The 25326-nt window shown below is 70.3% G+C and carries 21 protein-coding genes; 7 read left to right on the top strand and 14 right to left on the bottom strand.

Annotated features, from left to right (window positions below):
• Positions 1–164: 164 nt before the first annotated feature.
• Complete coding sequence (locus ACZ6TB_RS16275) at positions 165–824, bottom strand: HAD family hydrolase (protein ID WP_465555024.1); 660 nt, start codon at positions 822–824, stop codon at positions 165–167.
• An 84-nt stretch (positions 825–908) separates the two neighbouring features.
• Between ACZ6TB_RS16275 and ACZ6TB_RS16270 the strand changes: the two genes are divergently transcribed.
• On the top strand, positions 909–1259 hold the full coding sequence (locus ACZ6TB_RS16270; protein ID WP_465555022.1) for a hypothetical protein: 351 nt from the start codon (positions 909–911) through the stop codon (positions 1257–1259).
• 28 nt (positions 1260–1287) lie between these two features.
• Positions 1288–2061 carry a phosphotransferase gene (locus ACZ6TB_RS16265; protein WP_465555020.1) on the top strand — a complete coding sequence of 258 codons (774 nt, stop codon included), beginning with the start codon at positions 1288–1290 and terminating at the stop codon, positions 2059–2061.
• 162 nt (positions 2062–2223) lie between these two features.
• On the opposite strand, the gene sigB is transcribed toward ACZ6TB_RS16265, so the two are convergent.
• The gene (sigB, locus tag ACZ6TB_RS16260; protein WP_465555564.1) at positions 2224–3177 is read right to left on the bottom strand and encodes an RNA polymerase sigma factor SigB; all 954 of its coding nucleotides are present in this window, start codon (positions 3175–3177) and stop codon (positions 2224–2226) included.
• A 289-nt stretch (positions 3178–3466) separates the two neighbouring features.
• On the opposite strand from sigB, the gene ACZ6TB_RS16255 reads away from it, so the two are divergent.
• On the top strand, positions 3467–4255 hold the full coding sequence (locus tag ACZ6TB_RS16255) for a sporulation protein (protein ID WP_465555018.1): 789 nt from the start codon (positions 3467–3469) through the stop codon (positions 4253–4255).
• An 11-nt stretch (positions 4256–4266) separates the two neighbouring features.
• On the opposite strand, the gene dtd is transcribed toward ACZ6TB_RS16255, so the two are convergent.
• From dtd to ACZ6TB_RS16235, 4 genes are all read right to left on the bottom strand, one after another.
• Entirely contained in the window at positions 4267–4689 is a 423-nt protein-coding gene (dtd, locus tag ACZ6TB_RS16250; RefSeq protein WP_465555016.1) for a D-aminoacyl-tRNA deacylase, read from the bottom strand.
• A 614-nt stretch (positions 4690–5303) separates the two neighbouring features.
• Positions 5304–5654 (bottom strand): YrdB family protein, encoded by a 351-nt coding sequence (locus tag ACZ6TB_RS16245; RefSeq protein ID WP_465555014.1) that lies wholly within the window; start codon positions 5652–5654, stop codon positions 5304–5306.
• Positions 5655–5741: 87 nt separating this feature from the next.
• The gene (locus tag ACZ6TB_RS16240) at positions 5742–8288 is read right to left on the bottom strand and encodes a bifunctional acetate--CoA ligase family protein/GNAT family N-acetyltransferase (RefSeq protein ID WP_465555563.1); all 2547 of its coding nucleotides are present in this window, start codon (positions 8286–8288) and stop codon (positions 5742–5744) included.
• A gap of 201 nt (positions 8289–8489) precedes the next feature.
• The gene (locus ACZ6TB_RS16235) at positions 8490–9674 is read right to left on the bottom strand and encodes an acetoin utilization protein AcuC (protein WP_465555012.1); all 1185 of its coding nucleotides are present in this window, start codon (positions 9672–9674) and stop codon (positions 8490–8492) included.
• A gap of 130 nt (positions 9675–9804) precedes the next feature.
• On the opposite strand from ACZ6TB_RS16235, the gene ACZ6TB_RS16230 reads away from it, so the two are divergent.
• Entirely contained in the window at positions 9805–10503 is a 699-nt protein-coding gene (locus ACZ6TB_RS16230; RefSeq protein ID WP_465555011.1) for a metal-dependent transcriptional regulator, read from the top strand.
• 5 nt (positions 10504–10508) lie between these two features.
• On the opposite strand, the gene ACZ6TB_RS16225 is transcribed toward ACZ6TB_RS16230, so the two are convergent.
• Positions 10509–11081 carry a hypothetical protein gene (locus ACZ6TB_RS16225; RefSeq protein ID WP_465555009.1) on the bottom strand — a complete coding sequence of 191 codons (573 nt, stop codon included), beginning with the start codon at positions 11079–11081 and terminating at the stop codon, positions 10509–10511.
• A gap of 93 nt (positions 11082–11174) precedes the next feature.
• Between ACZ6TB_RS16225 and ACZ6TB_RS16220 the strand changes: the two genes are divergently transcribed.
• Both ACZ6TB_RS16220 and ACZ6TB_RS16215 read left to right on the top strand, forming a co-directional pair.
• Entirely contained in the window at positions 11175–11651 is a 477-nt protein-coding gene (locus ACZ6TB_RS16220) for a hypothetical protein (protein WP_465555007.1), read from the top strand.
• Entirely contained in the window at positions 11648–12550 is a 903-nt protein-coding gene (locus ACZ6TB_RS16215; protein WP_465555005.1) for an alpha/beta fold hydrolase, read from the top strand. The genes ACZ6TB_RS16220 and ACZ6TB_RS16215 overlap by 4 nt, the downstream gene beginning before the upstream one ends.
• A 41-nt stretch (positions 12551–12591) precedes the next feature.
• On the opposite strand, the gene ACZ6TB_RS16210 is transcribed toward ACZ6TB_RS16215, so the two are convergent.
• The 7 genes from ACZ6TB_RS16210 to ACZ6TB_RS16180 all read right to left on the bottom strand — a co-directional run bounded on the left by ACZ6TB_RS16210 (position 12592) and on the right by ACZ6TB_RS16180 (position 24090).
• Positions 12592–13002 (bottom strand): SRPBCC family protein, encoded by a 411-nt coding sequence (locus tag ACZ6TB_RS16210; protein WP_465555003.1) that lies wholly within the window; start codon positions 13000–13002, stop codon positions 12592–12594.
• Positions 13003–13109: 107 nt separating this feature from the next.
• Positions 13110–15668: a glycoside hydrolase family 127 protein gene (locus ACZ6TB_RS16205; protein ID WP_465555002.1), complete on the bottom strand. Its 2559-nt coding sequence runs from the start codon at positions 15666–15668 to the stop codon at positions 13110–13112.
• 120 nt (positions 15669–15788) lie between these two features.
• Positions 15789–16622: a carbohydrate ABC transporter permease gene (locus ACZ6TB_RS16200; protein WP_465555000.1), complete on the bottom strand. Its 834-nt coding sequence runs from the start codon at positions 16620–16622 to the stop codon at positions 15789–15791.
• Between the two features lie 133 nt (positions 16623–16755).
• The gene (locus ACZ6TB_RS16195) at positions 16756–17661 is read right to left on the bottom strand and encodes a carbohydrate ABC transporter permease (protein WP_465554998.1); all 906 of its coding nucleotides are present in this window, start codon (positions 17659–17661) and stop codon (positions 16756–16758) included.
• 60 nt (positions 17662–17721) lie between these two features.
• Positions 17722–18990, bottom strand: a complete 1269-nt coding sequence (locus ACZ6TB_RS16190; RefSeq protein WP_465554996.1) for an ABC transporter substrate-binding protein — start codon at positions 18988–18990, stop codon at positions 17722–17724.
• A 14-nt stretch (positions 18991–19004) separates the two neighbouring features.
• Complete coding sequence (locus ACZ6TB_RS16185) at positions 19005–22271, bottom strand: discoidin domain-containing protein (protein ID WP_465554994.1); 3267 nt, start codon at positions 22269–22271, stop codon at positions 19005–19007.
• Between the two features lie 25 nt (positions 22272–22296).
• Positions 22297–24090 carry a glycoside hydrolase family 127 protein gene (locus tag ACZ6TB_RS16180; RefSeq protein WP_465555562.1) on the bottom strand — a complete coding sequence of 598 codons (1794 nt, stop codon included), beginning with the start codon at positions 24088–24090 and terminating at the stop codon, positions 22297–22299.
• A gap of 151 nt (positions 24091–24241) precedes the next feature.
• On the opposite strand from ACZ6TB_RS16180, the gene ACZ6TB_RS16175 reads away from it, so the two are divergent.
• Positions 24242–25279, top strand: coding sequence for a LacI family DNA-binding transcriptional regulator (locus ACZ6TB_RS16175; protein ID WP_465554992.1), 1038 nt, complete (start codon positions 24242–24244; stop codon positions 25277–25279).
• Positions 25280–25326 lie beyond the last annotated feature (47 nt).

Here is a 25326-nt window from a genome sequence, read left to right as displayed (position 1 = left end):
ACTCGCCCACGCCGAGCCGATCCGGCCGGTGTGGTGATGACCCGAGCCACCACTCGCCCAGGCCGACCCGATCCGGCCGGCGCGGCGAAGACCCGAGCCACCACCCGCCCAGGCCGACCCGATCCGGCCGGCGCGGCGAAGACCCGGGCCACCACAACGACGACTCAAACACCGAGCAGGTCGGCGACCTCCCCGATCGACCGGTCCGCCAGCGAGCCCAGCAGCATGTCCGCCCCGTCCAGCGGCAGGGCCGCCGTCTGCGGATTGGGCACCGCCACGCAGAACATGCCCGCCGCCTTGGCCGCCGCCACCCCGTTTGGCGAATCCTCGACCGCGAGCGCCTCGGCCCCCACCACGCCGAGTTCGCTCAGCGCCAGCTCGTACAGGTCGGGCGCCGGCTTGGTCCACTCGACCCGGTCGCGGGTGGCCAGCGACTCGAAGCGGTCCCGCAGCCCGAGCGCGTCCAGGAAGCGCGTCACCCAGGCGACGCCCGAACTGGAGGCCAGCCCGACGCGCAGCCCCAGGTCGCGGGCCTCGTCGAGCCAAGCGACGATCCCGTCACGCGGCGAAGCGCCGGCCATCAACTCGTCGAAGCGGGCGTTCCGGGTCGCCCGGATCGCCGCGCGGTCAACCGGGCCGCCGACCAGCGTCTCGAGGTGGGCGTACGGGCTCCAGCCCGAGTCGGCGGTGCCGATCCCCTGCGCCCAGACGAGGGGGTCGAGCGCGACGCCGCGGGCGGCGTACGCCTCCTGCCAGGAGATGAACTCGGGCGTCTCGGTGTCGAGGATCGTCCCGTCCAGATCGAAGATGATCGCCTTCAGCACTTCGGCATCATGCCGTGCCGGTTCAAGAGTGCGAGCGGCGCGTGTCAAGCTGGTCCGGCAAGGGGACCAGAGGGGGAGACGACGATGAGCGATTCGGACGAGAGCATCGAGCGGGAGATCGCGGGCGGCGACTACGGCCCGGGGATCTTCGATGAGCCGGAGACGTACCGGCCGGAGAAGGGCGACGACGACCCGGGGCTGTCCAGCACGCTCGCCGCGGGCTCCGACATCGACCAGCTTCAGGACGGCGGCCCGCACCCCGAGCACGGCGTGATGACCACGACCGGCGGCACGGCGGGGCCGAACAGCTTCAAGACGCACCCGCGTACGGGTCCCGGTGTCGCGAACACGACGACCGGCGACGCGACCACGGGCGCGATGGAGACGCCGGTCGACGGCTACACGAGCGACGCCAGCAGCAACGCGATCGACTGAGCTTGGCGCCGGCCATTACGGTCGCACCGTGACGGAGAAAGCGGAGCGGCCGGAGCGGGCGGAGCGGGCGGACAAAGCCGAGGAAGCGGAGAAGGCCGAGGAAGCGGGCAGGGCGGAGAAGGCCGAGCAAGCGAAGAGGGCGGCCGAAACCGAACCGTTCGCGGCCGGTCGCGAGGCCGATGTCTTCGCGCTCGGACCCGATCGGGTGCTGCGGCGTTACCGGAACGGCGACGACGCGACGCGCGAGGCCGGGGTGATGGCGTACGTGGCCGGCCTCGGCTACCCGGTGCCGGCCGTCTTCTCCGCCGCCGGCCCCGACCTGGTCATGGAACGGCTGGACGGCCCGACCCTGGCGCAGGCCGGGCTGGCGGGCCGGATCGGCCTGATCGAGGGCGCCGACATCATGGCCGACCTGCTCCGGCGGCTGCACGAGCTGCCGGCGCAAAAGGGCGACGGCACGATCATCCACCTCGACCTGCACCCGGAGAACATCCTGCTCACCGGCCGCGGCCCGGTCGTGATCGACTGGCGGAACGCGGGCGACGGCCCGGCCGACCTCGACACCGCCCTGACCGCGTTGATCCTGGCCCAGGTCGCCATCGGCTCGATCGAGCACGACCTGATGGACGGCGCCGGCGAGATGCTCGACCACTTCGTCGGGGTGGCGCCCGGCGACCCGCTGGCGATGCTCGACGACGCCGTCGCGTTCCGCCGCACGCAACTCACGATGTCACCGGACGAGATCGCCGAGCTCGGCGCGGCCGCCGCCCGGGTCCGAAAGAACGAATCCGCCGAACGCTGACCAGCCGGCGGAACCCCAGCAAGGCAACGATCAGCACGGGGCCCGATCAACACGGGGCCCGATCAACACCGGGCCCGATCAACACCGGGCCCGATCAACACCGGAGCACGAAAACGCCCGGCGGACGAATCCGCCGGGCGCTGATCAGCTAGCAGGGGACGATCAACCCGCGTACGCCTCGAGTCGGGAAGCCCGCTCGGGATCGCGCAGCTTGAGCATCGTGACCTTCTCGATCTGGCGGATCCGCTCGCGGCTCAGGCCGAACTCGCGGCCCACCTCGTCGAGCGTGCGCTGCCGGCCGTCGTCCAGGCCGAAGCGCAGCCGGATCACCGCGGACTCCCGCTCGGAGAGGGTCGCCAGAACGATCTCCACCTCGTTGCGGAGCTCGCCCTGGCCGATGGTGTTGGCCGGGTTGCCGGCGTCGACCGCGGCCACGAAGTCGCCGAGTGCGCTCTCGCCGTCCTCACCGACGGCCTGGTCGAGGCTGACCGGCTCCCGGTCGTACGAGATCAGCTCGATGACCTGGAACTCCGGCACCGCCATCGCCTTGGCGATCTCGGCGATGCTCGGCTCCCGGCCCAGCGTGGCGGCCAGGTCGCGACGGGCGCGGACCATGCGGTTGACCTGCTCGACCATGTGCACCGGAATGCGGATGGTGCGGGCCTGGTCGGCCATCGCGCGGGTGATCGCCTGGCGGATCCACCAGGTCGCGTACGTGGAGAACTTGTAGCCCTTGGTGTAGTCGAACTTCTCCACCGCGCGGATCAGACCCAGGTTGCCCTCCTGGATCAGATCCAGGAACGCCATCCCCCGGCCGGTGTACCGCTTCGCGATGCTCACCACGAGTCGCAGGTTCGCCTCGAGCAGGTGGTTCTTGGCGGCCTTGCCCTCGAGGATGATGACCTTGAGGAGTGGAGCGAGATCGTCGCCGGCCGCGGGAAGCTTCTCCTCGGCGTACAGGCCGGCCTCGATGCGCTTGGAAAGTTCGACCTCCTCGACGGCGGTCAGCAGGCGGGTGCGACCGATCCCGTTCAAGTAGGCCCGAACCAGGTCGGCGGAAACGCCGCGCTCGTCCGTCGCGTCCAGGTCGGTCAGGAGCTCGACACCGTCCGTCATGATGTTGTCGGCGGCAACCGCCGCCGTAGACTCCGACGCCTTCATCTGCAGGACCACCTTTCAGTCCCCTCCCCGCTGATAACCGTCTCGTGCGTTCCCAGCCGCATTCGTGCCGGTGATCGATAGCTTGGCCCGGGACGCGTTAAGCGGAGGTGAGGCAAGCGTCCGTGTGGCATGAATCAGGGAGAACCCTGACGTCGCCAAGCCGACAACTGGGTGGAATGCCGGATCTGAGTTGTTGTGGAAGGCCGATAATGTCTTCCAAACGCCGGGCGAGAGGGATCGGTTCATGGTCTTCAAGAAAATGTTGCAGGCGATGGGTGTGGGCGGTCCGTCGGTCGAGACCGAGCTGGTCAACCCCAACTGCCGGCCGGGCGGATTCCTCGAGGGCCAGATCCAGGTGGTCGGCGGCGATCATGCCGTTGACGTGGAATATCTCGCCGTCGGCCTGATCACCCGGGTCGAGGTGGAGAGCGGCGACAGCGAGTACAACACCGATCAGGAGTTCCACCGCCAGCGCCTCACCGGATCGTTCCGGCTCGATCCGGGCGCCCGCTACGACGTCCCGTTCCGCTTCGACGTGCCGTGGGAAACGCCGATCACCGAGGTCTACGGGCAGCATCTGCACGGCATGACCATGGGCCTGACGACCGAGCTCGAGGTGGCGCGCGCCGTCGACAAGTCGGATCTCGACGCGGTGGCCGTGCACCCGCTGCCCGCGCAGGAGCGCATCCTCGACGCGTTGCTGCGGCTGGGCTTCCGCTTCAGCCGCGCCGACGTCGAGCGCGGTCGCGTCTACGGCGCCGAGCAGACGCTGCCGTTCTACCAGGAGATCGAGTTCTACCCGCCGTCGGCCTACGCGCACGGGATCAACCAGCTCGAGCTGACCTTCATCCCGACGCCACACCGCCTCCAGGTGATCCTCGAGATCGACAAGCGCGGCGGCATGTTCACCGACGGCCACGACGCGTTCGGCAACTTCGATGTCGACTACGCGACGGTCGACCGCGTCGACTGGTCCGGCCAGCTCGACAACTGGCTGCGCCAATCCGCCCACCGCCGGGGCCTGTTCTTCTGAAACACAGCCTTCTAAAGCTCCAGCAAGATCGTTCGCGGCCCCACGTTCACGCTCTCGACCAGCATGTGCGCCCGGAAGCGCCCGGTCTCAACGGTTGCTCCCCGGGCGCGCAGCGCGTCCACATAGGCCATGACCAGCGGTTCCGCGATCTCGGCCGGCGCCGCCGCGCTCCAGGTGGGCCGCCGCCCCTTCCGAGCGTCCCCGTAGAGCGTGAACTGACTGACCACCAGCAGCGGCGCCCCCACGTCGGCCGCGGACGCCTCATCATCAAGAATCCGCAGCTCAACCGTCTTGCGCGCAAGCTCGGCCGCCTTCACCGGCGTGTCATCATGCGTGACCCCCACCAGCACGAGCAGCCCGTCCCCGATCTTCCCGACGACCTCCTCGCCCACCGTCACACTAGCCCGGCTCACGGTCTGCACCAGCGCGCGCATTTTCCGCCTTTCTCAACCTAAAGCACATTTTCCCGTACGAGGAACGCACCGGTCCCCGCCTACCAGCGCGACCAAGTGCAACACAGGGCCGGAGCGCGCCTCTCGCGTGAGAGGGGTGGTCACCCTGCCGACGGTCCCCGCCCAACGCGGCCGCGTCGCCCTCCTCCGCCCGACCCACCACCGAGCCACCCACATGCGGCCGCCATCCCCACGCCGCCTCCCCCCACGCCGCCACCCGAACGCCGTCACCCGAACGCCGTCACCCGAACGCCGCCGCCACCCATAAAGCCGCCACCACCCACAAGCCGCCACCACCCACAAGCCGCCACCACCCACAAGCCGCCACCACCCACAAGCCGCCACCACCCACAAGCCGCCACCACCCACAAGCCGCCGCCACCCACAAGCCGTCGCCACCCACAAGCCGCCGCCACCCACAAGCCGCCGCCACCCACAAGCCGCCGCCACCCACAAGCCGCCGCCACCCACAAGCCGCCGCCCATAAGCCGCCATCACCCATAAGCCGCCATCACCCATAAGCCGCCATCACCCATAAGCCGCCGCCCACAAGCCGCCGCCGGACGCCGGCCGGTCTCGGCTCGCGGGGCCATGCGCTACATCGGTTGGCCGCCGGTGGTGGTCCGAAGCGCGTGCAGCGCCCAGCGGTTGGCGGCGGCCAGGACGGCGAGGATCACGCCGAGGATGACGTGGCCGGTGAGCACCAGCGCCACGGTCGCGCCGCCGAAGACGACCCACTCCGGGATCAGGCGCTGCGGGTCGGGCAGGGGGTGGCTCGCGCGCGGGGCGACCCAGCGGGCCCACACCACGGCGCCCAGCAACGGCAGGGCGATCGCGGCCAGGATGCGGAACCAGACCGGGCCGGGCAGGTGCCACCCGCCGTACGCCAGCGCCGCCAGGGCGCACAGTTCCAGAGCGAATCGCAGCGCCAGGTTGAACGCTCGCATGGTCCACCTCCACAGTCCGGCCGCAGGTATCGCACCAGAATGCGGCCGCGCGGGCGATCGGTTAACCGCCCACACTTCGGGGGTCTTCTATGGGCTGCGGAGGCGGCGGGCGCCGGTGTCGGGGCGGGATGCGGGCGGCCCGAGCTCGGTGGCGGCGTGCAGGACCGAGATGCCGTCGGGGCGGGCCAGCACGGGGTTGAGCACGAGCGAGCGGAGGCGAGGGTGGTCGTCGGCGAGACGGCCCACTCTCAGGAGCAGGTCGATGAGGGCGGCGCGATCGACCGGGGCCGAACCGCGGTAACCGTGCAGCAGCGGCGCGGCCCTTGGCTCGATCACCAGGGCCTCGGCGGCGCGATCGGTCAGCGGGGCCGCGCGCCAGGCCAGGTCGCCCAGCAGCTCGCTGGCCACGCCGCCGAGGCCGAAGCCGACGACCGGGCCGAACGCGGGATCTTCCACCACCTCGACCGTGCACGCCACGCCGGGGGCGACCATGGACTGCACCAGGACGTCCGGTCCGAAGTTCGTGGCCAGGTCCGCGTACGCCGCCCGGAGATCGTCCTCGTCGGCCAGCGCGAGCCGGACCGCGCCGAGGTCGATGCGGTGACGCAGGGCGCCGCCGGCCGCCTTGAGCGCCACCGGGTAGCCGAGCGCCGACGCCGCGCCGAGGGCCGCCTCGACCGAGGTGGCCAGCGTCGACGGCACCACGTCGATGCCGTACGCCGCCAGCAGCTCGGACGGCGGACCCTCGATGTCGGCCGCCGCCGGGTCCACGTCGGGCAACGCCGGCAGCACGCCCGGCGGCCGGCGCAGCCACTCGGCGTAGGACGCGACGCGGGCCAGGGCGCGCACCGCCTCCTCGACCGAGGGATAGGCCGGCACGCGTGGCGGCAGGTTGCCCAGCAGGAAGGTGGCGACCGTGGGTTTCTCGCCGGCCAGGGCGACGCTGGCCAGGGCCGTGGCGAAGTCGTCGTCATCGTCGGGCAGCTGGCCGGGCAGTGGCGGCGCGAAGACCACGACCAGGGCGTCGGCGCGGTCGTCGACGGCGGCGTCGGCCAGCGCGTCGGCGAACTCGTGGGCGCCGGCCTGCGGGTTGATGTCGTGCGGGTAGCCCTCGGCCACGGTGAGACCGGTCGCGCGGCAGGCGGCCACCGCCAGCTGGGACAACGCCGACGAGTTGCCGACCACGGCCACCCGGCGGCCGGCCGGCAGCGGCTGATGGGCCAGCAGCAGGCCGACGTCGAAGAGCTCCTGCACCGTGTCGACCCGGATGACGCCGGAGCGGGCGAACAGGGCGGTCACCGCGTGCGCGTCGGGACCGGGCACGTCGCCGGCGAGGCCCGGCGGGCGGGTCGCCGAGGCCACCGCGACGACCGGCTTGACCCGGGACATGCGGCGGGCGAGGCGGGCGAACTTGCGCGGGTTGCCGAACGTCTCGAGGTAGAGCAGGACGACGTCGGTGCCGGGGTCGTCCTGCCAGTACTGCAGGAGGTCGTTGCCGGAGACGTCGGCGCGGTTGCCGGCCGAGACGAAGCTGGACAGGCCGAGCCCGCGACGATCGGCCTCGGCCAGCAGGGCGACACCGAGGGCGCCGCTCTGGCTGAAGAACCCGACCCGCCCGGCGGCCGGCAGCAGAGGGGAAAGCGTCGCATTGAGGCGTACGGACGCATCGGTGTTGGCAATCCCCATGCTGTTCGGCCCCACCACGCGCAACCCCGCGCCGTGCGCGCGTTCGACCAGCGCACGCTGGGTCGCGGCACCGTCGGCGCCCGCCTCGGCAAACCCGGCCGAGACCACCACGAGGCCGCCCGCGCCGCTTGCCGCCGCGTCCGCCACCGCCCCGGCCACCGCCTCGGGCGGCACCGCGATCAGTGCGAGGTCGACCGCGACGCCGGCCTCGGCCGCCGACCGGTACGCCGGAAGGCCCGCCACCCGATCGGCCCGGCGATGGACCGGAATGATCGTGCCGGTGAACCCGCCGTCGCGCAGGTGGCCGAGCATGGCGGCGCCGATGCCCTGCCCGCTGGCGCTGGCACCGTAGACCGCGACCGCCCGCGGCGCGAGAAGCCGGGCGATCGACCGCGCCTCGGTGCGCTGCTCGCGTGACTCCTGCACCTCGCGCGACTTCTCGGTCGGCGCGATCGGGAAGTCGAGGTGGACCACGCCGTCCGCGTACTGGCGCTGGATCTGATACCCGAAGTCGCTGAAGACGCGGAGCATGCCGCCGTTCTCGGGCAGAACCTCGGCGACAAAACGGGCGATGCCGTTCTCGCGAGCGGCCTCGGCGAGGTGCTCGAGCAGCACCGACCCGATGCCGCGGCCCTGGTGGGCGTCCTCCACCACGAGCGCGACCTCGGCCTCGGGCGCGTCGGGACCGAGGCGCTCGTAGCGGCCGACCGCCGTGATGCGCGGGCCGTTGAGCAGGACGAACGCCTCCCGATCACGATGATCGACGTTGACGAACCGCTCGAGGTCGCGCTCGGGAATGCGCGGATAGGGGGAGAAATAGCGCAGATAGCGCGTGCGGTCGCTCATGCGGGAGTGGAACTCCACGATGGCGGGGGCATCGTCGGGCCGGATCTGCCGCAGGTGGGCGGCCGTGCCGTCGGACAGCAGGACGTCCGCGCTCTTCTCCAGGGCGCTGTCGCCAGAGGGCTTCTCCGCGGCGCCCTCGGCCGGTCGCACCTCCGCGGCACCCTCGGCCGATCGCATCTCCGCGGCGCCCTCGCCCGATCGCATCTCCGCGGCGCCCTCGCCCGATCGCATCTCCGCGGCGCCCTCGCCCGGTCGCATCTCCGCGGCGCCCTCGCCTGGTCGCTTCTCCATCGCGGCCTCCCCTTAGTCGCGGGGGTCGTGCGGGTCGAGGCCGTGCAGCGGGAACACGGCCGTGCGGGTGGCGAGGATGGCCCGATCGACCGCGTCGGGCTCGGTGCCGGGCTGCCAGGGCTCGATCACCGGGTCGGCGCCGTCGGTCATCGTCTCGGGAACGACGGCCCGGGGACATCGCTCGGCGGCGAGCGCACGCCAGCCCGGGGGTGTGCGGGTCGCGGGGTCGAGCGGGTCGCCGGTGGCCACCGCGAGCAGGTGGGTCCAGGCCCGGGGAACCACCTCGACCAGGGCGTATCCCCCACCACCGGTGGCTATCCAGCGGCCGTCGCAGAGCTCGTCGGCCAGGTCGCGCATGGCCAGGTAGGCGGCGCGCTGCCCGTCGACCGAGAGGCTGAGGTCGGCCAGGGGGTCGAGGCGGTGGGCGTCGGCGCCGCACTGGCTGAAGATCACCTCGGGCGCGTAGGCCCGGAGGATCGACGGCACGATGGCGTGGAAGGCCCGCAACCAGCCCCGATCGGAGGTGCCGGGCGGCAGCGGAACGTTGACCGCCATGCCCTCGGCGGAGGGGCCGCCGACCTCGTCGGAGAAGCCGGTGCCGGGGAAGAGCGCGAGCGGCGACTCGTGCAGGCTGATCGTCAGCACCCGCGGGTCGTCGTAGAAGGCGGTCTGCACGCCGTCGCCGTGATGGACGTCGACATCCACATAGGCCACCCGCTGGGCGCCGCGGTCGAGCAGGCGGGCGATCGCGACGGCGGGGTCGTTGTAGACGCAGAAGCCGGCGGCCCGGGCGGCCATCGCGTGGTGCAGCCCGCCGGCGACGTTGACGGCCCGGGTGGTCCGCCCCTCCCAGACCGCGTCGGCCGCGGCGATGGTGGCGCCGCAGATGCGCGCCGAGGTGTCGTGCATGCCCTCGAAGACCGGATTGTCGGCGGTGTTGAGACCCCAGCCACGGAAGAACGGGTCGCCGGGCGCGAGCCGAACGGCGTCGAGATAGTCAGCGCGGTGAATGCGCGTGAGATCGTCGTCGGTGGCGGGGCGCGGTGTGACCATCTGCACTCCGGCGCGGTCGAGCACCCCGAGCTCGCGGGCGAGCGCCATGGTCAGCTCGACCCGCACGGGGTTGAGCGGGTGATCGCCCATGTCGTAGTCGAGCAGGGCTTGATCCCACACCACGGCAGTCGTCCGGTCGGCCATGACGGTCATGCTGCCACGAGCCACCGACAGTTTCCGGGGACCGCGTTCGGGTAGGCTCCCGGCCACCACCGGTTCGGCGCGCTGTCAAGGCCCGTTAACGAGGTAATATCGCACCCGGGAGGGCCGCACCTTGAATGATCTTGTTGACACCACGGAGATGTATCTCCGCACCATCCTCGAGCTCGAAGAGGAGGGCGTCCCACCGCTGCGCGCGCGCATCGCCGAGCGGCTGCACCAGAGCGGCCCCACGGTCAGCCAGACGGTCGCGCGCATGGAGCGTGACGGGCTGCTCACCGTCGAAGGCGACCGCCACCTCGTGCTGACCGCGGCCGGCCGGGTCGCCGCCGTGGCGGTCATGCGCAAGCACCGTCTCGCCGAGCTTCTGCTGGTCAACGTGATCGGCATGCCCTACGAGGAGGCCCACGAGGAGGCCTGCCGGTGGGAGCACGTGATGAGCGACTCGGTCGAGCGCAAGGTCTATGAGCTGCTCAACCGGCCGACGCGATCGCCGTACGGAAATCCGATTCCCGGTTTGGAAGTGCTCGGCCTGCCCGATGATGAGTCGGGTGAGAGCAGCAGCACGGCGAGCAGCAGCGGCGAGCGCAACCTGGCGTTCCCGGGGCTGACCGGCAGCGTGGTCGTGCGGCGCATCTGCGAGAGCGTGCAGACCAACGCCGACGTGCTGCGCCAGCTGCACGCGGCCGGCATCGACCCGGGCACCACCGTGACCGTGGCGCAGGAGCGCGACGCCGTGACGATCGACCGCTCGGGTGACAAGATCCGCCTGCCGCGCGAGGTCGCTTCCCGGGTGTTCGTGGCCGCGCACTAACGACGTCAGCCGGCGGTCGTGTCCATCGCTTTCGCCAGCGTGAGCAGCTTGCCGTTCATGGCGTTCACATCGGTGGTCTTGGCGTCCTTAGCGAAGGTGAAGCGCAGCGTCTGCAGCTGCTTCGCCTCGCTGAGCCAGCCGATCTCGATGACCGGCCCGTGCCCGCCGGCGGCCGCCGAGTTCAGGCGATAGGCGGCCTTGCCGAGTCCCTTGAGCGTGGTCGCCTTGTCCGGCTTGAGGTCGGAGAGGAAGAGCTTGGCATCGGCCTGGGTGCTCTCCACCACGGAAAGCGCCAGGTCGGGCCACTTGCCGCCGACGGTCTGCACCACGCAGGTCGAGGTGTCGTCGACCTGGTCGGAGGCGGCCACGTCGAAGGTGACGCCGATCTTGGTCTTGATGAACTCGTAGTTCCACAGGATGCAGGCCCCGCCGGCCGAGGCCGCCGGCTGCTCGACCAGACCGACCGGCGGAAGCGTCTCCTCCGCCTTCGCCTCGGCCTTGTTGTCGCACCCGGCCATGGCACAGCCGGCCATGGCGAGAAGCGCGGCGGCGCCGAGCACGACGGAACGCGATCGCACGAGGAGTCCTCCCGAAGAGTTTCGGGGCACACCGTACTTTGCCCGGCGATCGGGCGAAAGGCCCACTTTGCTTGACAGCCGCTGTCAAGTAGCATGGCGACCGTGAGTGACCTCGTCGAGCAGATCGTCCGGCTGCTCGACATCCGCCTCCTCGACCCGCTCGAGGTCCTGCTCGAGGGCGACGACGCGGTCGACGCGCTGCGCCGGCTGGTGCGATTGCGCGCCCGCCGCTGGGCCGACACCATGCGTCACGGCGACGACCGGGCCGCCACGCTCGCCGCCGCCCGCTTGATCGCCACCATCTATCCGGGCGACCGCGCCTTCGACCCGCCCTCCGAGTGGTGGGCCACCCCGCTCGGCCAGGTCGTCGCCGTCCGCGCCGGTCACCCGTGGGCCGAGTCGGTCTCCTACGCCACGGCTGGCGCGATGCTCGGCATCACCCGGCAGGGCGTGCACGACCTGGTCAAACGCGGCCGTCTGCCGCGGCATCCGGACGGCGGCGTGCCGTCCGCGGCCGTACGCGACCGGCTCCGCACCCGCTTCCGCCCCGAATCCGAGGAGACATCGTGATCAACGACCGCCTGATCGACGCTGGGGATCTGCCCATCGCGGTCCGTGACTTCGGCGGCGACCAGCCCCCCATGCTCCTGCTGCACGGCGCCGGCGGCAATCTCGCCCAGATGACCACGCTGGCCCGGGCGCTGCGTCCGCACCACCGGGTGATCACTGTGGACCTGCGCGGGCACGGGCGTTCCGGCGACGGCGCCTGGACCTGGGACGCCGCCCTCGGCGACCTCGCGGCCGTCTGCGTGCAGATGGAGATCGAGCGGCCGGCCGTCGTCGGTCACTCGCTCGGCGGCATGCTGGCGGCGCTCTGGGGCCAGCGTCACCCCGAGTCGCCGGGCGTCGTGAGCCTCGACGGCAACCCGCCGCCCACCCGGCCCGAGCACGTGCCCGGCCTCGACCCGGAGAAGGCCACGGCCGAGCTCGCCCGCCTGCACACGATCTTCGACCAGTTCGAGGCGGCAGCGGGCCAGGTCATTCCCGCCGACCAGCTGCCCGACCTGGTCGAACGCCAGCAGATGGCGGCGCGCGACATGGGCGCGAACGAGAAGGTGTGGATCGAGGGCTTCCGGCGCAACCTCGTGCATGCGAACGGTGAGACCTCGACTCGCCCTTCCGCGGCGACCACTTCCCAGCTCCGTACGCTGATGAACGCGCTCGATCTCGGACCGGTCTACGCCTCGACGACGTGCCCCGAGCTGATCGTGCTGGCCACGCGCGACCTCCCCGAGCAGGCGCCGTTCGCCGACCTCTACGCGGCGCACCGGCGTTACCTGGTCGACCAGGTGTCGGCGGCGTCCCACCCGCGATACCTCTCCCTCGCGGACGCGTCGCACGCCATGGTGATCGAGCAGCCGACCGTCCTGGCCGGCCTGATCACCGACTTCCTGGGCGGGGGTCGTTAGCCGCCAGCTCTTCCTCGCCGCCTCCTCTTAGTTTCCGGTCCTCAGCTTCCGGCCAGATAGTCCGGCAGCCGCGCCAGGCAGCTCTCCCAGCCGGCGCGATACATCTCCGCGGTGGCCGCGTCGACCTGGTCGTGCACCACGACCAGGTCGGTGCCGTCGCCGGCGGGAGTCAGCTCGATCGTCACCCGGCTGTCGCGGTCGTCGCCCTCCCACCGCCACGACTGCACGATCCGCCGCGGGCGGTCGAGCTCGCGATACTCCCCCGCGAAGCCCATGCCGTCTGCCGCGATGCCGAAGCGACCGCCGACGACCGGGTCGGACTCGACGGCCGGATGCACCGACGCCGGCCAATACCAGGCCTCGAGCGCCCCGGCCTCGGTGAGCGCCGCCCAGACCCGCTCCGGCCGCGCCTCGAGATGCGCCTTGATCACTGCCGACTCGTTGTGGTCCATGCGCCACACCATGCCACCGCGCGCGATTCGCCGCTGCCCCCTGTGGATAACCGGGGCCGGGATGTGTGCCCCACATCCCGGCCCCGCGTCTCAGGAACCAGCCGCTCTCAGGAACCGGCCGAGAACAGGGACGAGACCTCGGCGGCGGTGAGGGCCCGGCTGTAGAGCCGGACGTTGTCGAGGGCGCCGTCCAGGTACGGGTCGGCGTACTGTGAGCGGCCCAGCCAGTTCTGCGTGGTGTTGCCCAGAGCCGCGGGTGTGAGGGTGAGCGCGCTGTTCCGGGCCACCTCGGCGCCGTTGACGTAGAGCACGCCCAGGTTGCCGCCGCGGGTGACGGCCACGTGCGTCCACGCGCCCGACGGCAGGGCGGCCGGTCCCTCGATCCGTTGCTCGCCGCCGGAGCCGCCGGTGGTGATGGCGAACCGGGCCGTGCCGGCGCTCGATCGCGGGGTCAGGAACATGTTGGCGCCCGTCCCGGTCCCGAAGTCGAAGAGGCGGCTCCAGGTGGCCACGGCGTCCAGCCGTACCCACAAAGCGATGGTGAAGTTGGTCGCACCGGCCAGGATTCCGCCCGGCAGCGCCACATAGCCGCTGGTCCCGTTGAGGTCGAGCGCGTTGCCGCTGCGCCCGGCCACATAGCCGGCTCCGTAGACCGTCGCGGTGCGGCCGTTTCCGGAGGCGTCGGCGGGTGACCCATCGAACGGGTAGTTCGCGACCAAAGTCGATCCACTCACCGACCAATAGACGCTGTATCGCTGCCCGTGCACCTTGTAGAAAGGAGCCAGGGAGACACCGTTGGCAGTGTACTGAAGCGGCGTCGTCGTGGGAGACAGCGACGCCGGGTCCAGCACCGGCAACGCCGTCAGATTCGATGTGCCGAAGAGTCCACCGAGGACGATCGGCCCGACCTTCACCGCCTGGACGGTGCTGTTGTCGTTGGTGGCCTCGCGCGAGAGCGCCATCGGCAGCGTCACGTCGACGACGTCGCCGGACGTCCAGGTTCGGTTGATCGTGGCGTAGGCGCCGGCGGCCGGCGAGGAGAAGACCGTGCCGTTGACGCGGATCTGCGCGCCCGAGGCCCAGGCGGGAATGCGGATCCGCATCGTGAAGGCGCCGGATCCGGTCACGGTCAACTTGGTGGAGCCGGCCTCCGGGAACGACGTGTCCTGCCGGATCGTCACGCCCCGCGCCGACCACGTGAGAACCGAGGGAACGAACAGATTGACGTAGAGGGTGGTGCCGCCGTCGTGGAAGTAGATGCTGTCGCCGTACTTCGTGTTGCTTTCCATGCCCGTGCCGTGGCAGCAGACGAAGCTGTTGTAGTCGTTGCTGTAGGTCTTGATCCCGCCCGCCCGCAGCGGGACGTAATAGCACTGGAAGCCGTGCGCCGACGACGGGTCCTGCGAGGCGAGCGTGTGGTTGTAAAGGGCCTTCTCGTAGTAATCCATGTAGTCGGCGCGCGCCGGGTTGGTCAGGAACAACTGCCGGGTCAACTTCAACATGTTGTACGTGTTGCAGCACTCGGTCGTGGTGTCCGACAGCTCGCTGGCGATCCGGTCGGGCGCCTTGAAGTACTCGCCGTTGGAATTGCCACCGATGGCGTACGTGTGATGGCGGGTCACGATGTCCCAGAAGTTGACCGCGATGTCCCGATAGCGGGTCGTTCCCGTGGCGTGGTATTCGCGGATCGCCCCGATGATCTTCGGGATCTGGGTGTTGGCGTGGTAGTTGTTCAGGCTGTCGACATTGGACGCGAGCGGGTCGAAGATCTCGGCGTGGTCGAACTGCTGGGCCGCGGCCAGGTGCGCGGCGTCGCCCGTGAGCTGGTAGAGGTTGGTCAGCACCTCGTTCATCCCGCCGAACTCGGTGTCGAGCATGTTCTGGCGCTGGGTGAGCGTGAGCCGGTCGTTGCGGAGTTTCACCCACGACGCCATGCCGGTCAGCACGGTCAGCGCCTGGGCGTTGCCGGCCAGCAGGTGCATGTCGAGGAGGCCCGCCATGATCTTGTGCAGCGTGTAGTAGGGCGCCCAGACACTCTGCCGCTGCTCGACCCGGTCGATGAAGCTCTCCGGGAACGCGCTGAGGTACCCGGTGTTGAAGCCGGCCGTGGCCGCGCGCGACTGGCATTGCGCCAGCACGCCGACGATCTGGTCACCCTTGGTCTTGTACGCGGTGTCGCCCGTGCTCACGTGGGCCTGGGCGAGCGCCGACAGGTAGTGGCCGGTGGAGTGCCCCCGTAGCTCGGTGGTCGGCGACTCCCAGCCGCCGCAGGGCGTGGCCGAGGAGGAGAGGCCGACGTTGAGCCGGAACGTGTGCAGCAGCCGGTCGACGTCGAGGAAGAGCAGGTAGGACTGGGTGCGTCCGGCGTTGGCGGTGAAGGGGCTGGTCAGCAGGCGAACGGCGGTGAGCGGGAAGGCGTAGGCGGAGACGCCGGTGTCGGGCCGGACGGCCGCGGCGGCCGCGGCGTCGAGGAATGCGGCGCGTGCGGAACCCGGAAGCGCGGCCGGCGCGCCGGGCGCGGCGGCGGCGGGCCGCGCACCGGGGAGAGTGGCCGCGGCGCCGACGGCGGCCGAGCCGGCAAGCAGCGCGCGACGGGAGAGAGCCGGCCGTGGGACGTCGGCGTGGGACGGGCCGGAAGCGGGTTGATCGGACAGGGGGCGTGACACGGGGACCTCCCAGGCGAAACGGGGACGGGGGTTATCGCCGGACCGCCCGTGTCGTGGGCGGGCCGTTTGGGGAGTCGGTATTCGGTTGGGTGGGGCGCCGCCGTGAGCGGGCGCCGGGGATCAGCTGCGGAGGGCGCCGGACATGAAGCCTCGGACGTAACTGCGCTGGAGGATCAGGAACAGGAGGAGGCAGGGGATGGCCATGACGGTGACGCCGGCTTCCAACGCGGGGTAGTCGATGGCGCCGAAGGTGGCGGTTCGCATGTTGACCACGGCGAGCATCATCGTGAACTTGTTGGTGGAGTTGAGGAGGATCAGCGGGGCGAAGAACTCGCCCCACGAGGTCAGGAAGGCGAAGAGCGAGACCGTCACCAGGCCGGGGCGTACGGCGTGGAGCAGCACCTTGGTCAGCACGGCGATGCTGCCGCAGCCGTCGATCTGGGCGGACTCCTCGAGCTCGTTCGGGATGGCCTCGAAGGCGTTGCGCATCATGAAGATGGAGAACGGCAACTGGAACATGATGAGCACCAGGCTGAGGCCGATCAGCGAGTCCTGGAGGCCGATCCAGCCGAGCAGGACGTAGAGGGCGATCAGGATGGTGGCGTACGGGACCATCAGGATCGCCAGGGTCAGCAGGAACAGGGCGTTCTTGCCGGGGAACTGGAAACGGCCGAAGGCGTAGCCGCCGAGGGTGGCGACGAAGAGCGTGCCGCCGACCGTGAGGAGGCTGACCACGACGCTGTTGAAGACGTTCTCGAAGCGGATGCCGTTGTCGGCCGTGAACAGGCGGGAGTAGTTCTCCAGGCCGAAGCCGCTCGGGGTGCGCACCGAGGCCCACGCGCTCCACGCCAGCGGGAACAGGAACAGCACGGCTAGCGCGGCGCCGGACACCCGGGACAGACCCAGCCGGCCGACGCCCGGCCCGGACGGGCCAGACCGGGAGGCGTCGCGCACGGACCGGCTAGGGCGGGAGGCGTCGCGCGCGGACGGGCCAGACCGGGAGGCGTCGCGCACGGACCGGCCAGGGCGGGAGGCGTCGCGCGCGGACGGGCCGGGGCGGGTCGCGTCTGAAGGCATGGCGGACTCCCTACGACCGGCGGCGCAGCACGGTCAGCTGCACCGCGTTGAGGACGATTAGGACCACGAGCAGGACCACCGAGACGGCGGCGGCCGAGCCCAGGTCCAGCTCGATGAAGGCCTTGCGGTAGATCACCATGACCAGCGACGTGGTGCTGTTGTCGGGGCCGCCTCGGGTGAGGATCCAGAACTGGTCGAAGGCGAGCAGCGACCCGGTCACCATCAGCGTCAGCACGAGCGCGATCGTGGTGCGCATCAGCGGGAGCGTGATGCGGCGGAAGGTCTGGAGCGCCGACGCGCCGTCGAGCTTGGCCGCCTCGTACACCTCGTTGGGGATCGCTTGCAGGCCGGTGAGCAGGATCAGCATGTTGAAGCCGGCGAAGCGCCAGAGCACGAGGCCGACCGCGGAGCCGAGCGCCTGCCCGGGGGACGCGCTCACCGACACGATGCCGCCGAGCGGGCCGATCTGGTCGCTGAGCATGCCGAGGAACAGCACCGAGGCGCTCGCGAAACCGACGGCGGCGGGCAAAAAGTAGGCGGTGCGCAGCGTGGCGACGCCGCGGAACGGGTGCTGCACGATCAGCGCCAGGCCGAAGGAGAGGGCGAACAGCAGCACGGTGACCACGACCGTGTACTTGAGCGTGAACCACACGGCCGTGCGCAGCAGGTCGTCGTCGCTGAGGGTCTTGAAGTTGTCGGGCGCGTTCAGCGTGGGCGGCCCGAGCAGCGGCCAGTGGTGCAGCGACATCCAGGCGACCAGGCCGAGCGGGACGACGAACAACAGGCCGACCACGAAGGCCGTCGGCGCCGCGTAGAGCGCGCCGATCCACTGACGCCGCCGGCGGCCGATGCGGCGGGGCGCGACCGTCTCGCGCATCGTCGTCGCGTCGGCCGAACCAGGGGCTAGCAAGGTCATCAGTCTCTCCGGAAGGGGTGGCCCGCCCTCCCCGCGGCAACGGGAAGGGCGGACCGGCGGTCACTTCTGCAGGCTGGCCGTGAGAGCGGCCGCACCGTCGTCGAGCGACTTCTTCGGATCGGGCCCGAAGAGGGCGCCCCGGAAGGCGGTGACCCACGGACTCTGCGGGTCGTTGTAGGTCGCGTTGAAGTTCTTCGCGTACGGCGTCTTGCCCTTGGCCATCAGGGTGTTGATCTCCACGATCCGGGGGTCGGCCGTGGAGTACTTGTTCGACGCCAGGTCGGTACGGACCGGGACGCCCTTGTTCTTGGCGACGACCTCGATCTGGGCGTCGTCGCCGAGCGTCCAGGACAGGAAGTCCCAGGCCGCGTTGGCGTTCTTGGTGGTGGCGCCGATGCCGATCGAGTCGCCGCCGACGAAGGTCGACTCACCGCCGTCGAGGCCGCTGATCGGCGCGACGCCGAGCTTGAAGCTCGACTTCTCCTCGATGATGCCGAGCCACGCCGAGGGGCCCGGCGCGATACCGATCTTGCCGTTCTGGAGGGCGCCGAGCCAGGTCGGACCGGCCTCGTCCTTCGATGCCGGCGCGGCCACGCCCTCGTCGTACAGCTGCTTGTAGAGCCCGAAGACGTCGCTCATCGCCTGGTTGTTGATCGTGCTCTCGGTGCCGTCCTCGTTCATCACGTCGCTGCCGGCGGCCCAGACCGACGGCCACAGCGTGAAGACGTTGCAACCGCCGCAGTTGCCGCCGAAGTAGGTGCCGTGGACGCCCCCGCCGAGCTTGTTGACCTTGCGGGCGTCGTCGGCGAACTCCTTCAGCGACGTCGGCGGCTTCTCGGGGTCGAGGCCCGCCTTCTTGAACAGGTCCTTGTTGTAGAGCAGCACGGACATGTCGATGGTGTGCGGGACCGCGTAGTTGCGCTTGTTCCACGTCCCGTTGCGTACGTGGGCCGGCGCGACCTTGTCCTTGACCGGCAGCGCGTTGAACTTGTCCGTGATGTCGAGCCACAGCCCCTGCGAGGCGTACTGCGGCGCGAAGACCACGTCCGAGGCGAACAGGTCGGGCAGGGCCTTGGCCCCGGCCGCCGAGGCGATCTTCGCGGGGTACTCCTCGTTCGGGTACGCCGTGACCTGGACCTTGTTCTTGTGCGTGGCGTTGTACGCCTCGGCGTACTGCTTCGAGATGGACTCGGTCGCCGCCCGAGTCCAGAGGGTGAGGTTGACGCCGCTGTCCGCATCGGCGGACGCGGTGCCATCGTCGCCCCCGCCGCAGCCGGCCACGCCGACCACCAGAAGGGCAGCGACGGTGCTGCACAGCCATCGTTTCAAGGGTCGATCCTTCCTCAGAACGCCTTGACCTCGAGCAACCCGACCGACCCGGCGCCGCTCTGGAGCAGCACCCGCAGCCGGGTGGTGCTCACCGGCGTGAAAGTGACGTGGTTGTACTGATTTAGGGCGGTCGGGTAGCCGGACGCGCCGGCCACGTCGACGTAGGCGGTGCCGTTCCAGTACTGCAACTTCCACGACGCCGGGACGCGGACGCCACCGTTGTCGTCGAAGAAATAGACGTCGGCGCTGGACAGGGACTGCGCGGACGACCAGGTCAGCAGGCCCCACTGCTCGCCGGTGTTGGGCCAGGTGCCCCACCGGCGGTTGACGGTGTCGTTGGAGGAGGGCGGGTCGATGCCGTCGTTGAGGGCGGCCACGCTCTCCCAGGCCGACGTGTAGCTGGCCGTCGGGGTGGCGGTCAGCGCCTTGTTGGTGTCGGTCGGCGGGGTCACGACTCCCCCGCGGTTGTAGACCTTGACCTCGGTGATGCCGGTCTTGACGCCCGACGCGTGGGTGACCTGCACCCGCAGCCTCGTCGCGTTCACGGCCGGGAACTGCACCACGTTGTAGTTGGCCTGACCGGAGGCGGTGGCCACGGTGGTCCAGGTGCTGCCGTTCAAATACTGGATCTGGTACGACGAGGGCTGCCGGTAATGGTTGGTGGCGCGGTCGTTGCGGAACCAGACCCGGACCTCGTTGACCGTGCGCTGCTGCCCCAGGTTGAGCTCGAGGTAGTCGGTCGCGTTCGGCGATCCGTACGTCCCCCAGAGCGGCTCGTTGATCGGGAAGCCGTCCACCGCGTTCGTCCCGGAAGTGCCGGAAGCCGTGTAGGACGCGGAGGTGGCCACGCCGGCGGCATAGTTCGGCAGGTCGGCCGTCAGATCGACGCCGGCCTTGTTGAACATGTCGACCATCTGGGCACTGCTCTGGGTCACCTGCGCCGGCGACTGCAGCCCGGCATAGGCCTGGCTCGCCAGCACGGAACCGCCCGAGGGCAGGCTCACCGCGCCGGTGTCCGGATTCCAGATGAGGTGCACGAGCTTGTCGACGGTCGCGACCCGGGTGCCGTTGATGAAGATCGAGTAGCCCTGCGGGATGCCCGAGTACTTCACGATGCCATCGGCCGGGTCGTCCCAGACGACGCTGAGATCGGCGTTGCGGTAGCGCACGTTGTTGACCGCGAAGTTGGGCCAGCCGATGTTGATCGGCCACAGCTCGACCTGCTTGTCGGTGCGCGGCCGCAGACCCGCCACGTCCTCGATGACGGTCCAGTTGCTGCTGCCGAGGATGTTGTGGTGGATCCAGGACCGGTAGTCGATGGTCTTGGTGCCGGCGTTCCAGTCGGCCCAGAACTCGTTGGCGTCCGGCCAGGCCGTGTTGCCGCCGACGTACTGCGCCCAGGTGTTCCAGTAGAGCAGCTTCTTGTAGTCGTCGGCCGTCATCCACTGGTTGGGGTAGTTGCGCAGCACCGAGGAGTACAGCCGGAACTGGACGGTCGAGTTGATCGTCGAGAAGTTGTTGCTGCCCGGGAAGCCGGCCGCCGCGGCCGTCGCCTTGTCCTTCTGGTTCGCCGTGTAGAACGGGAAGATCGGGTACTCGGCGGGGTCGGCGAACAGGCGCAGTGCCTGGCGGTACTCGTCCGTGTTGGGCATGGCGCCCACGGCGTACGGGTAATAGTTGTTGATCTCTTTCCAGGGCACGAGGCTGTTGGACGCCACGTGCCGGTGCTCGATGAGCTTGTTCGTCGAGTCCCAGAGGTACGTGACGATGGCGTTCTTGATCCGGTCGGCGACCGCCTGCATCTCGTTCGCCTTGGCCGTGTTGCCGATCGCGGCGTAGGCCTGGGCCGACGCGAGGGCGCCGCTGTAGACGTAGGCCGACTCGGCGCGGTCCATGTTGCCGGACTTCCAGTCGAACGAGACGGCGTCGGCGTCGTTGCCGGTGAGCGCGGCCCAGTCGTACTCGATCAGTCCGTCGTTGTTGTGGTCGTAGTAGGACAGCTGGCCCTTGGCGTCACCCTCCGCGTACTTCGCGAGGTTGCCGGCGATGCCCGGCTGGCCGCCGTGCAGCTCGTAGCTGCGCCAGGCCGCCTCGGAGATGTACTGGGTGTAGCTGTTCGACCAGTTCTCCGGGTCGCCCGGGTTGTCCATGAACCGGCCGCCCTTGGAGACCTGGCCGACCGACAGCCAGTCGCCGTACGAGTAGGCCGGGTTGCGCAGGTACTTGAGGTCGTCGATGTGCATCGGCTGGGTCAGCGCGATCGCGTTGTTGTAGCCGAGCGCGCCCTCGACGCTGGTCGGGAACTGGAAGTCCTGACCCGGGATGTTGGCGTCGAGGTTGTTGAACCGCATCAGCCACCAGCGGTAGTAGATCTCCTTCTTGATGGCCGGCTCGGGCACGTCGATGTACGGCAGGTTCTGCGCCCACCAGAGGTTGTACGCCCGGACCTGAGTCGCGAAGGCCGTGTCCGGTGTGTACGCCTTATACGCGTTATATTCGGACAAAGACTCAGGGATTTCGTTGGCCACGAAGCCGAGCTGGACCTTGACCGTGACCGTGGCGCCGGCCGCGACCGTGACCGAGCGGGTCAGCGCGCCGCTGGCGGCCGCGAAACCATCCGCACTGAGGCGGGGAAATATCGTGGTAAGCCCGTTTTTGACGGTGGTTTGGCCCGTCAGCTCCGAGCCGCTGCCGGAAGTGGCGTACGGAGACGTGACGCGCAACGCCACCGTGGCCGAGGACGAGCCGGTATTGGTGAGAGCGAGATTGTCGACCGCGACGTCGTTCTGGGTGATGAACTTCGTCTGGTTGATCCGCAGCGAGCCGTTGGTGTGCACGCTCTTCCAGTGGCTGGGCGCCTGCCAGCGCTGCGCCACCTGCTCGGTCCAGGTGCCCGAGCCCGCCGTGACGGTGAACGCGGGCTGGTCGTTGATGCTCTCCCAATACGCCACCGTGCCGCCGAAGCCGAGCACCGAGGGCGTGTGGGTCTTCATGAACACGGCCCGGCCCCGGCTCATCAGCCAGGTGCCGGAGGGATCGTTGCCGGAGCGGGCGAGCAGCCGGTCCATCCAGAAATCGGTGCCGCCCTTCTCCGCGTGGTAGATGGCCTGCATGGTGTTGCCGGTGGTCATCGCCACCGGCGGGGCCGGGATCGACGAGCCCGAGAACGTGGGATAGCCGATCGTCTGGGCCGCGGACGCGGCTGTGGGAGTCAGCGCGATCGCAGCGGTGGAGCCGATGAGAACTGTCGTCAACGCGAGTGCCAGCCGGGGGTTTGGCATCGCGTCACCTCCCTTTCGGACGAACTCAGGACGGGTTGGTGGGCAACCAGATCCGCATCGTGGACGGGCCGCGACGGGCCCATCGGTGGTACGGGACGAGGGGAACCACGACCGGATCGGGGCGTTCGGTGGCGGTGCGGTGACTCTGGTAGGGCCAGCCGGTGTCGGCGGGATGGAAATGATGTCCCTTGACGGCGCCGGCCTCGGGCGCGACCGAGGTGTCGACCTGGAGCTCGTCGAGGCGTACCCCGTCGAGATCGACCGACTCGGCGCACATCACGATCGGGCCGACCTCGACCGCCGCGCATCCGCGCAGGGCGTCGGCCCGGGGATCGGGGAACGTCCATCGAGGACGCATGGGGAGCTCGAGCCGGATCTCGTCGCCCGGCCGGAACACCCGGCGGTGCACGCCCTCGGGGCCGCTGGCCCACTCGGGGATGCGGAGCGTCACCGTGCGCGGGGCCGGAGGGGCCTCGACCACGGTCACGGTGACGACGCCGGAGTCGGGGTAGTCGGTGTCGACGTCGAGCACCATGCCGCCGGCCTCGACGCGCATCGGCGCGTACTGATGGATCTGCACGCCGCCCGGATCCTCGGTGACCATGTAGGTGCCGAGGGAGGCGACCAGGCGGCCCACGTTGTTGAGACAGCAGGACACCTCGAACCAGGGCGCCCGCACGCCGCCCGAGAACCGCAGCTGCTCGCGGTCGGTCCGCAGCGGCTCGGCCGGAACGCGCTGGTGCAGCGTGTGGGCGTAGAAGAAGGAACGGCCGTCGTCGGCGACCGCGGTGGCGATCACGTTGTGCAGCACCCGCTCGACGATGTCGCCGTAGCGCGTCTCGCCGGTCGCCAGCAGCAGCCGGTGGGCCAGCTGGATCGTGGCGACCCCGGCGCAGGTCTCCGAGTAGGCCCGGTCGGGCGGGAGCACGAAGTCCTCGCCGAAGCTCTCGTCCAGGTGCCTCGAGCCCATGCCGCCGGTGATGTGGGTGCGGCGCGCCAGCGTACGGTCGAATTGCCGGGCCACCGTCTCGAGGAGCTCGTCGTCGCCGGTCTCGACGGCGACGTCGACGGCGCCGGCCGCCAGGTAGAGCGCGCGGACCGCGTGCCCGTGGAACACCTCGCCGTTGCGCACCGGAACCGCGTCCTGGAAGTACTGCCAGCCGAACTCGTGCTCGGGCAGCGTGCGATGGCCGCGCCGGGCCACGAACTTGGCGGCCTGATCGAGGTAGCGCCGCTCGCCGGTGAGCCGGAACAGCTCGACCAGCCCCGTCTCGACCTCGGGGTGCCCGCAGAAGCCCTCGTCGGCGAAGGCGCCGCAGATGTGGTCGGCGAGCCGGATGGCGATGTCGAGCAGGCCGGGCGCCGCGCCGGTGCGCGCCCCCGCGACGGCCGCCTGGAAGAAGTGGCCGGCGCAGTAGAGCTCGTGCCCGAAATTCAGGTCGCTGTAGCGCGGCGGCTGGCCGGGCCGCCCGAACGCCGTGTGCAGGTAGCCGTCGGCGTCCTGCGCACCCCCGATGAGCGCGGTGAGCTCGGCCAGCGCCGCGTCGTGCCGGACGCCGCCGGGCCGCGCCGACTCCCAGCACAGCGCCTCGGTCAGCTTGTAGACCTCGGAGTCGCTGAACTCGCGCCCGCGTCGCCGGTCGCCGCTCGGCTCCCGGAAGTTTCCGCTCCAGCCGAGGCGGTCCACCCAGGTGCGGCTGTGCTCCATGGTGGCGGTGCCGTTGACCACCTGGCGCCGGCCCCAGAAGCCTCCGCTCAGCCGCACCCGCTGCATGTCGACGGGCCGGAGCGCACCGCGCGACGGCGCGACAGGTCCCATCACCGCCATCACCTCCCGAAATCCTCGAAAACCTTTTCGGGAATGCTGTCAGTCGGTTTCTGCAGTGTCAACAGTGGATTTCTGGATTGGCATCAGGGGCCTGGGCTGGCTATGCTGCCGAAAGAGTTTCGGGCGGTTCGGAGGATTCGGGTTGGGCAGGAAGCGTGCGCAGGTAACGCTCACCGACGTCGCCAAACGGGCGGGGGTCTCGGTGGCGACCGCCTCGAAGGCACTCAACGAGCGCGCCGAGGTCGCTCCGGCGACGCGGCAGCGGGTGCAGCTCGCCGCGGCGGAGCTGTCGTTCGTGCCGAACGTGCTCGCGCGGGGGCTGATCTCCGGCAACACGCGCACGGTCGGGCTGCTCACCGACGAGCTGGCGGCGGCCCGGTTCGCGATCCCGGTGCTGCTCGGGGCCGAGAACGCGCTCGGCAACGAGCAGATGAGCGTGCTGCTCTGCGACGCGCGCGGGGACGCGATCCGGCGACGGCACTACATCCGCACGCTGCTGTCGCGCCAGGTGGACGGCTTCATCATCCTGGGCGACTCGAACGAGATAAGGCCGTCGCTGAGCCAGGAGATCCCGGTCCCGGTCGTGTACGCGTACTGCGAGTCGGACGACCCGTCGGATCTCTCGGTGGTGGCCGACGACGCCGGCGGCGCCCGCCTGGCCGCCGAGCACCTGGTGACGCTCGGCCGCAAACGGATCGCCCACATCACCGGCGACCCGGGCTACCGCGCGGCCCGCGACCGCGCCGCCGCGATGACCGAGGTGCTCGACGCGGCCGGTCTGCCGCTGGTCGGCGAGCCGCTGTTCGGTCAGTGGTCGCAGCGCTGGGGCCGGCACGCGACGTCCCGCCTGCTGGCCTCGCACCCCGACGTGGACGCCATCTTCTGCGGCAGCGACCAGATCGCCTCCGGCGTCACCGAGGCCCTGCGCGACCTCGGCCGCTCGGTCCCCGACGACGTGGCCATCGTCGGCTACGACAACTGGGAGGTCCTGGCCGCCGAGTGCCGCCCGCCGCTGACGACGGTCGACCTCAACCTGGAACAGCTCGGCACGACGGCCGCCAAGCACCTGTTCGCCGCCCTCGACGGCGACCACCACTCCGGCGTGATCCGCCAGCCCGGCCGCCTCGTGGTGCGCGAGTCGACGGCGGTCGCCGGCCCGATCCCGCGTTTGGGCACGTAACGGGGCTGCGGTCGCGGCGTCCGATGTGGCAGGGTGACTGATCATCG

It is taken from the genome of Actinoplanes sp. NPDC051537 (assembly GCF_055586105.1).
The sequence above is the reverse complement of the archived record's forward strand: the minus strand, read 5'-3'. Positions and strand labels throughout refer to the sequence as shown.

What these genes read in the sequence shown, in the direction of transcription:
- ACZ6TB_RS16270 (WP_465555022.1), top strand. Translation starts at nt 909, where the DNA reads ATGAGCGATTCGGACGAGAGCATCGAGCGGGAGATCGCGGGCGGCGAC.
- sigB (WP_465555564.1), bottom strand. Translation starts at nt 3,177, where the DNA reads ATGACGGACGGTGTCGAGCTCCTGACCGACCTGGACGCGACGGACGAG.
- ACZ6TB_RS16255 (WP_465555018.1), top strand. Translation starts at nt 3,467, where the DNA reads ATGGTCTTCAAGAAAATGTTGCAGGCGATGGGTGTGGGCGGTCCGTCG.
- dtd (WP_465555016.1), bottom strand. Translation starts at nt 4,689, where the DNA reads ATGCGCGCGCTGGTGCAGACCGTGAGCCGGGCTAGTGTGACGGTGGGC.
- ACZ6TB_RS16245 (WP_465555014.1), bottom strand. Translation starts at nt 5,654, where the DNA reads ATGCGAGCGTTCAACCTGGCGCTGCGATTCGCTCTGGAACTGTGCGCC.
- ACZ6TB_RS16235 (WP_465555012.1), bottom strand. Translation starts at nt 9,674, where the DNA reads ATGGCCGACCGGACGACTGCCGTGGTGTGGGATCAAGCCCTGCTCGAC.
- ACZ6TB_RS16220 (WP_465555007.1), top strand. Translation starts at nt 11,175, where the DNA reads ATGGCGACCGTGAGTGACCTCGTCGAGCAGATCGTCCGGCTGCTCGAC.
- ACZ6TB_RS16210 (WP_465555003.1), bottom strand. Translation starts at nt 13,002, where the DNA reads ATGGACCACAACGAGTCGGCAGTGATCAAGGCGCATCTCGAGGCGCGG.
- ACZ6TB_RS16195 (WP_465554998.1), bottom strand. Translation starts at nt 17,661, where the DNA reads ATGACCTTGCTAGCCCCTGGTTCGGCCGACGCGACGACGATGCGCGAG.
- ACZ6TB_RS16185 (WP_465554994.1), bottom strand. Translation starts at nt 22,271, where the DNA reads ATGCCAAACCCCCGGCTGGCACTCGCGTTGACGACAGTTCTCATCGGC.
- ACZ6TB_RS16180 (WP_465555562.1), bottom strand. Translation starts at nt 24,090, where the DNA reads ATGGGACCTGTCGCGCCGTCGCGCGGTGCGCTCCGGCCCGTCGACATG.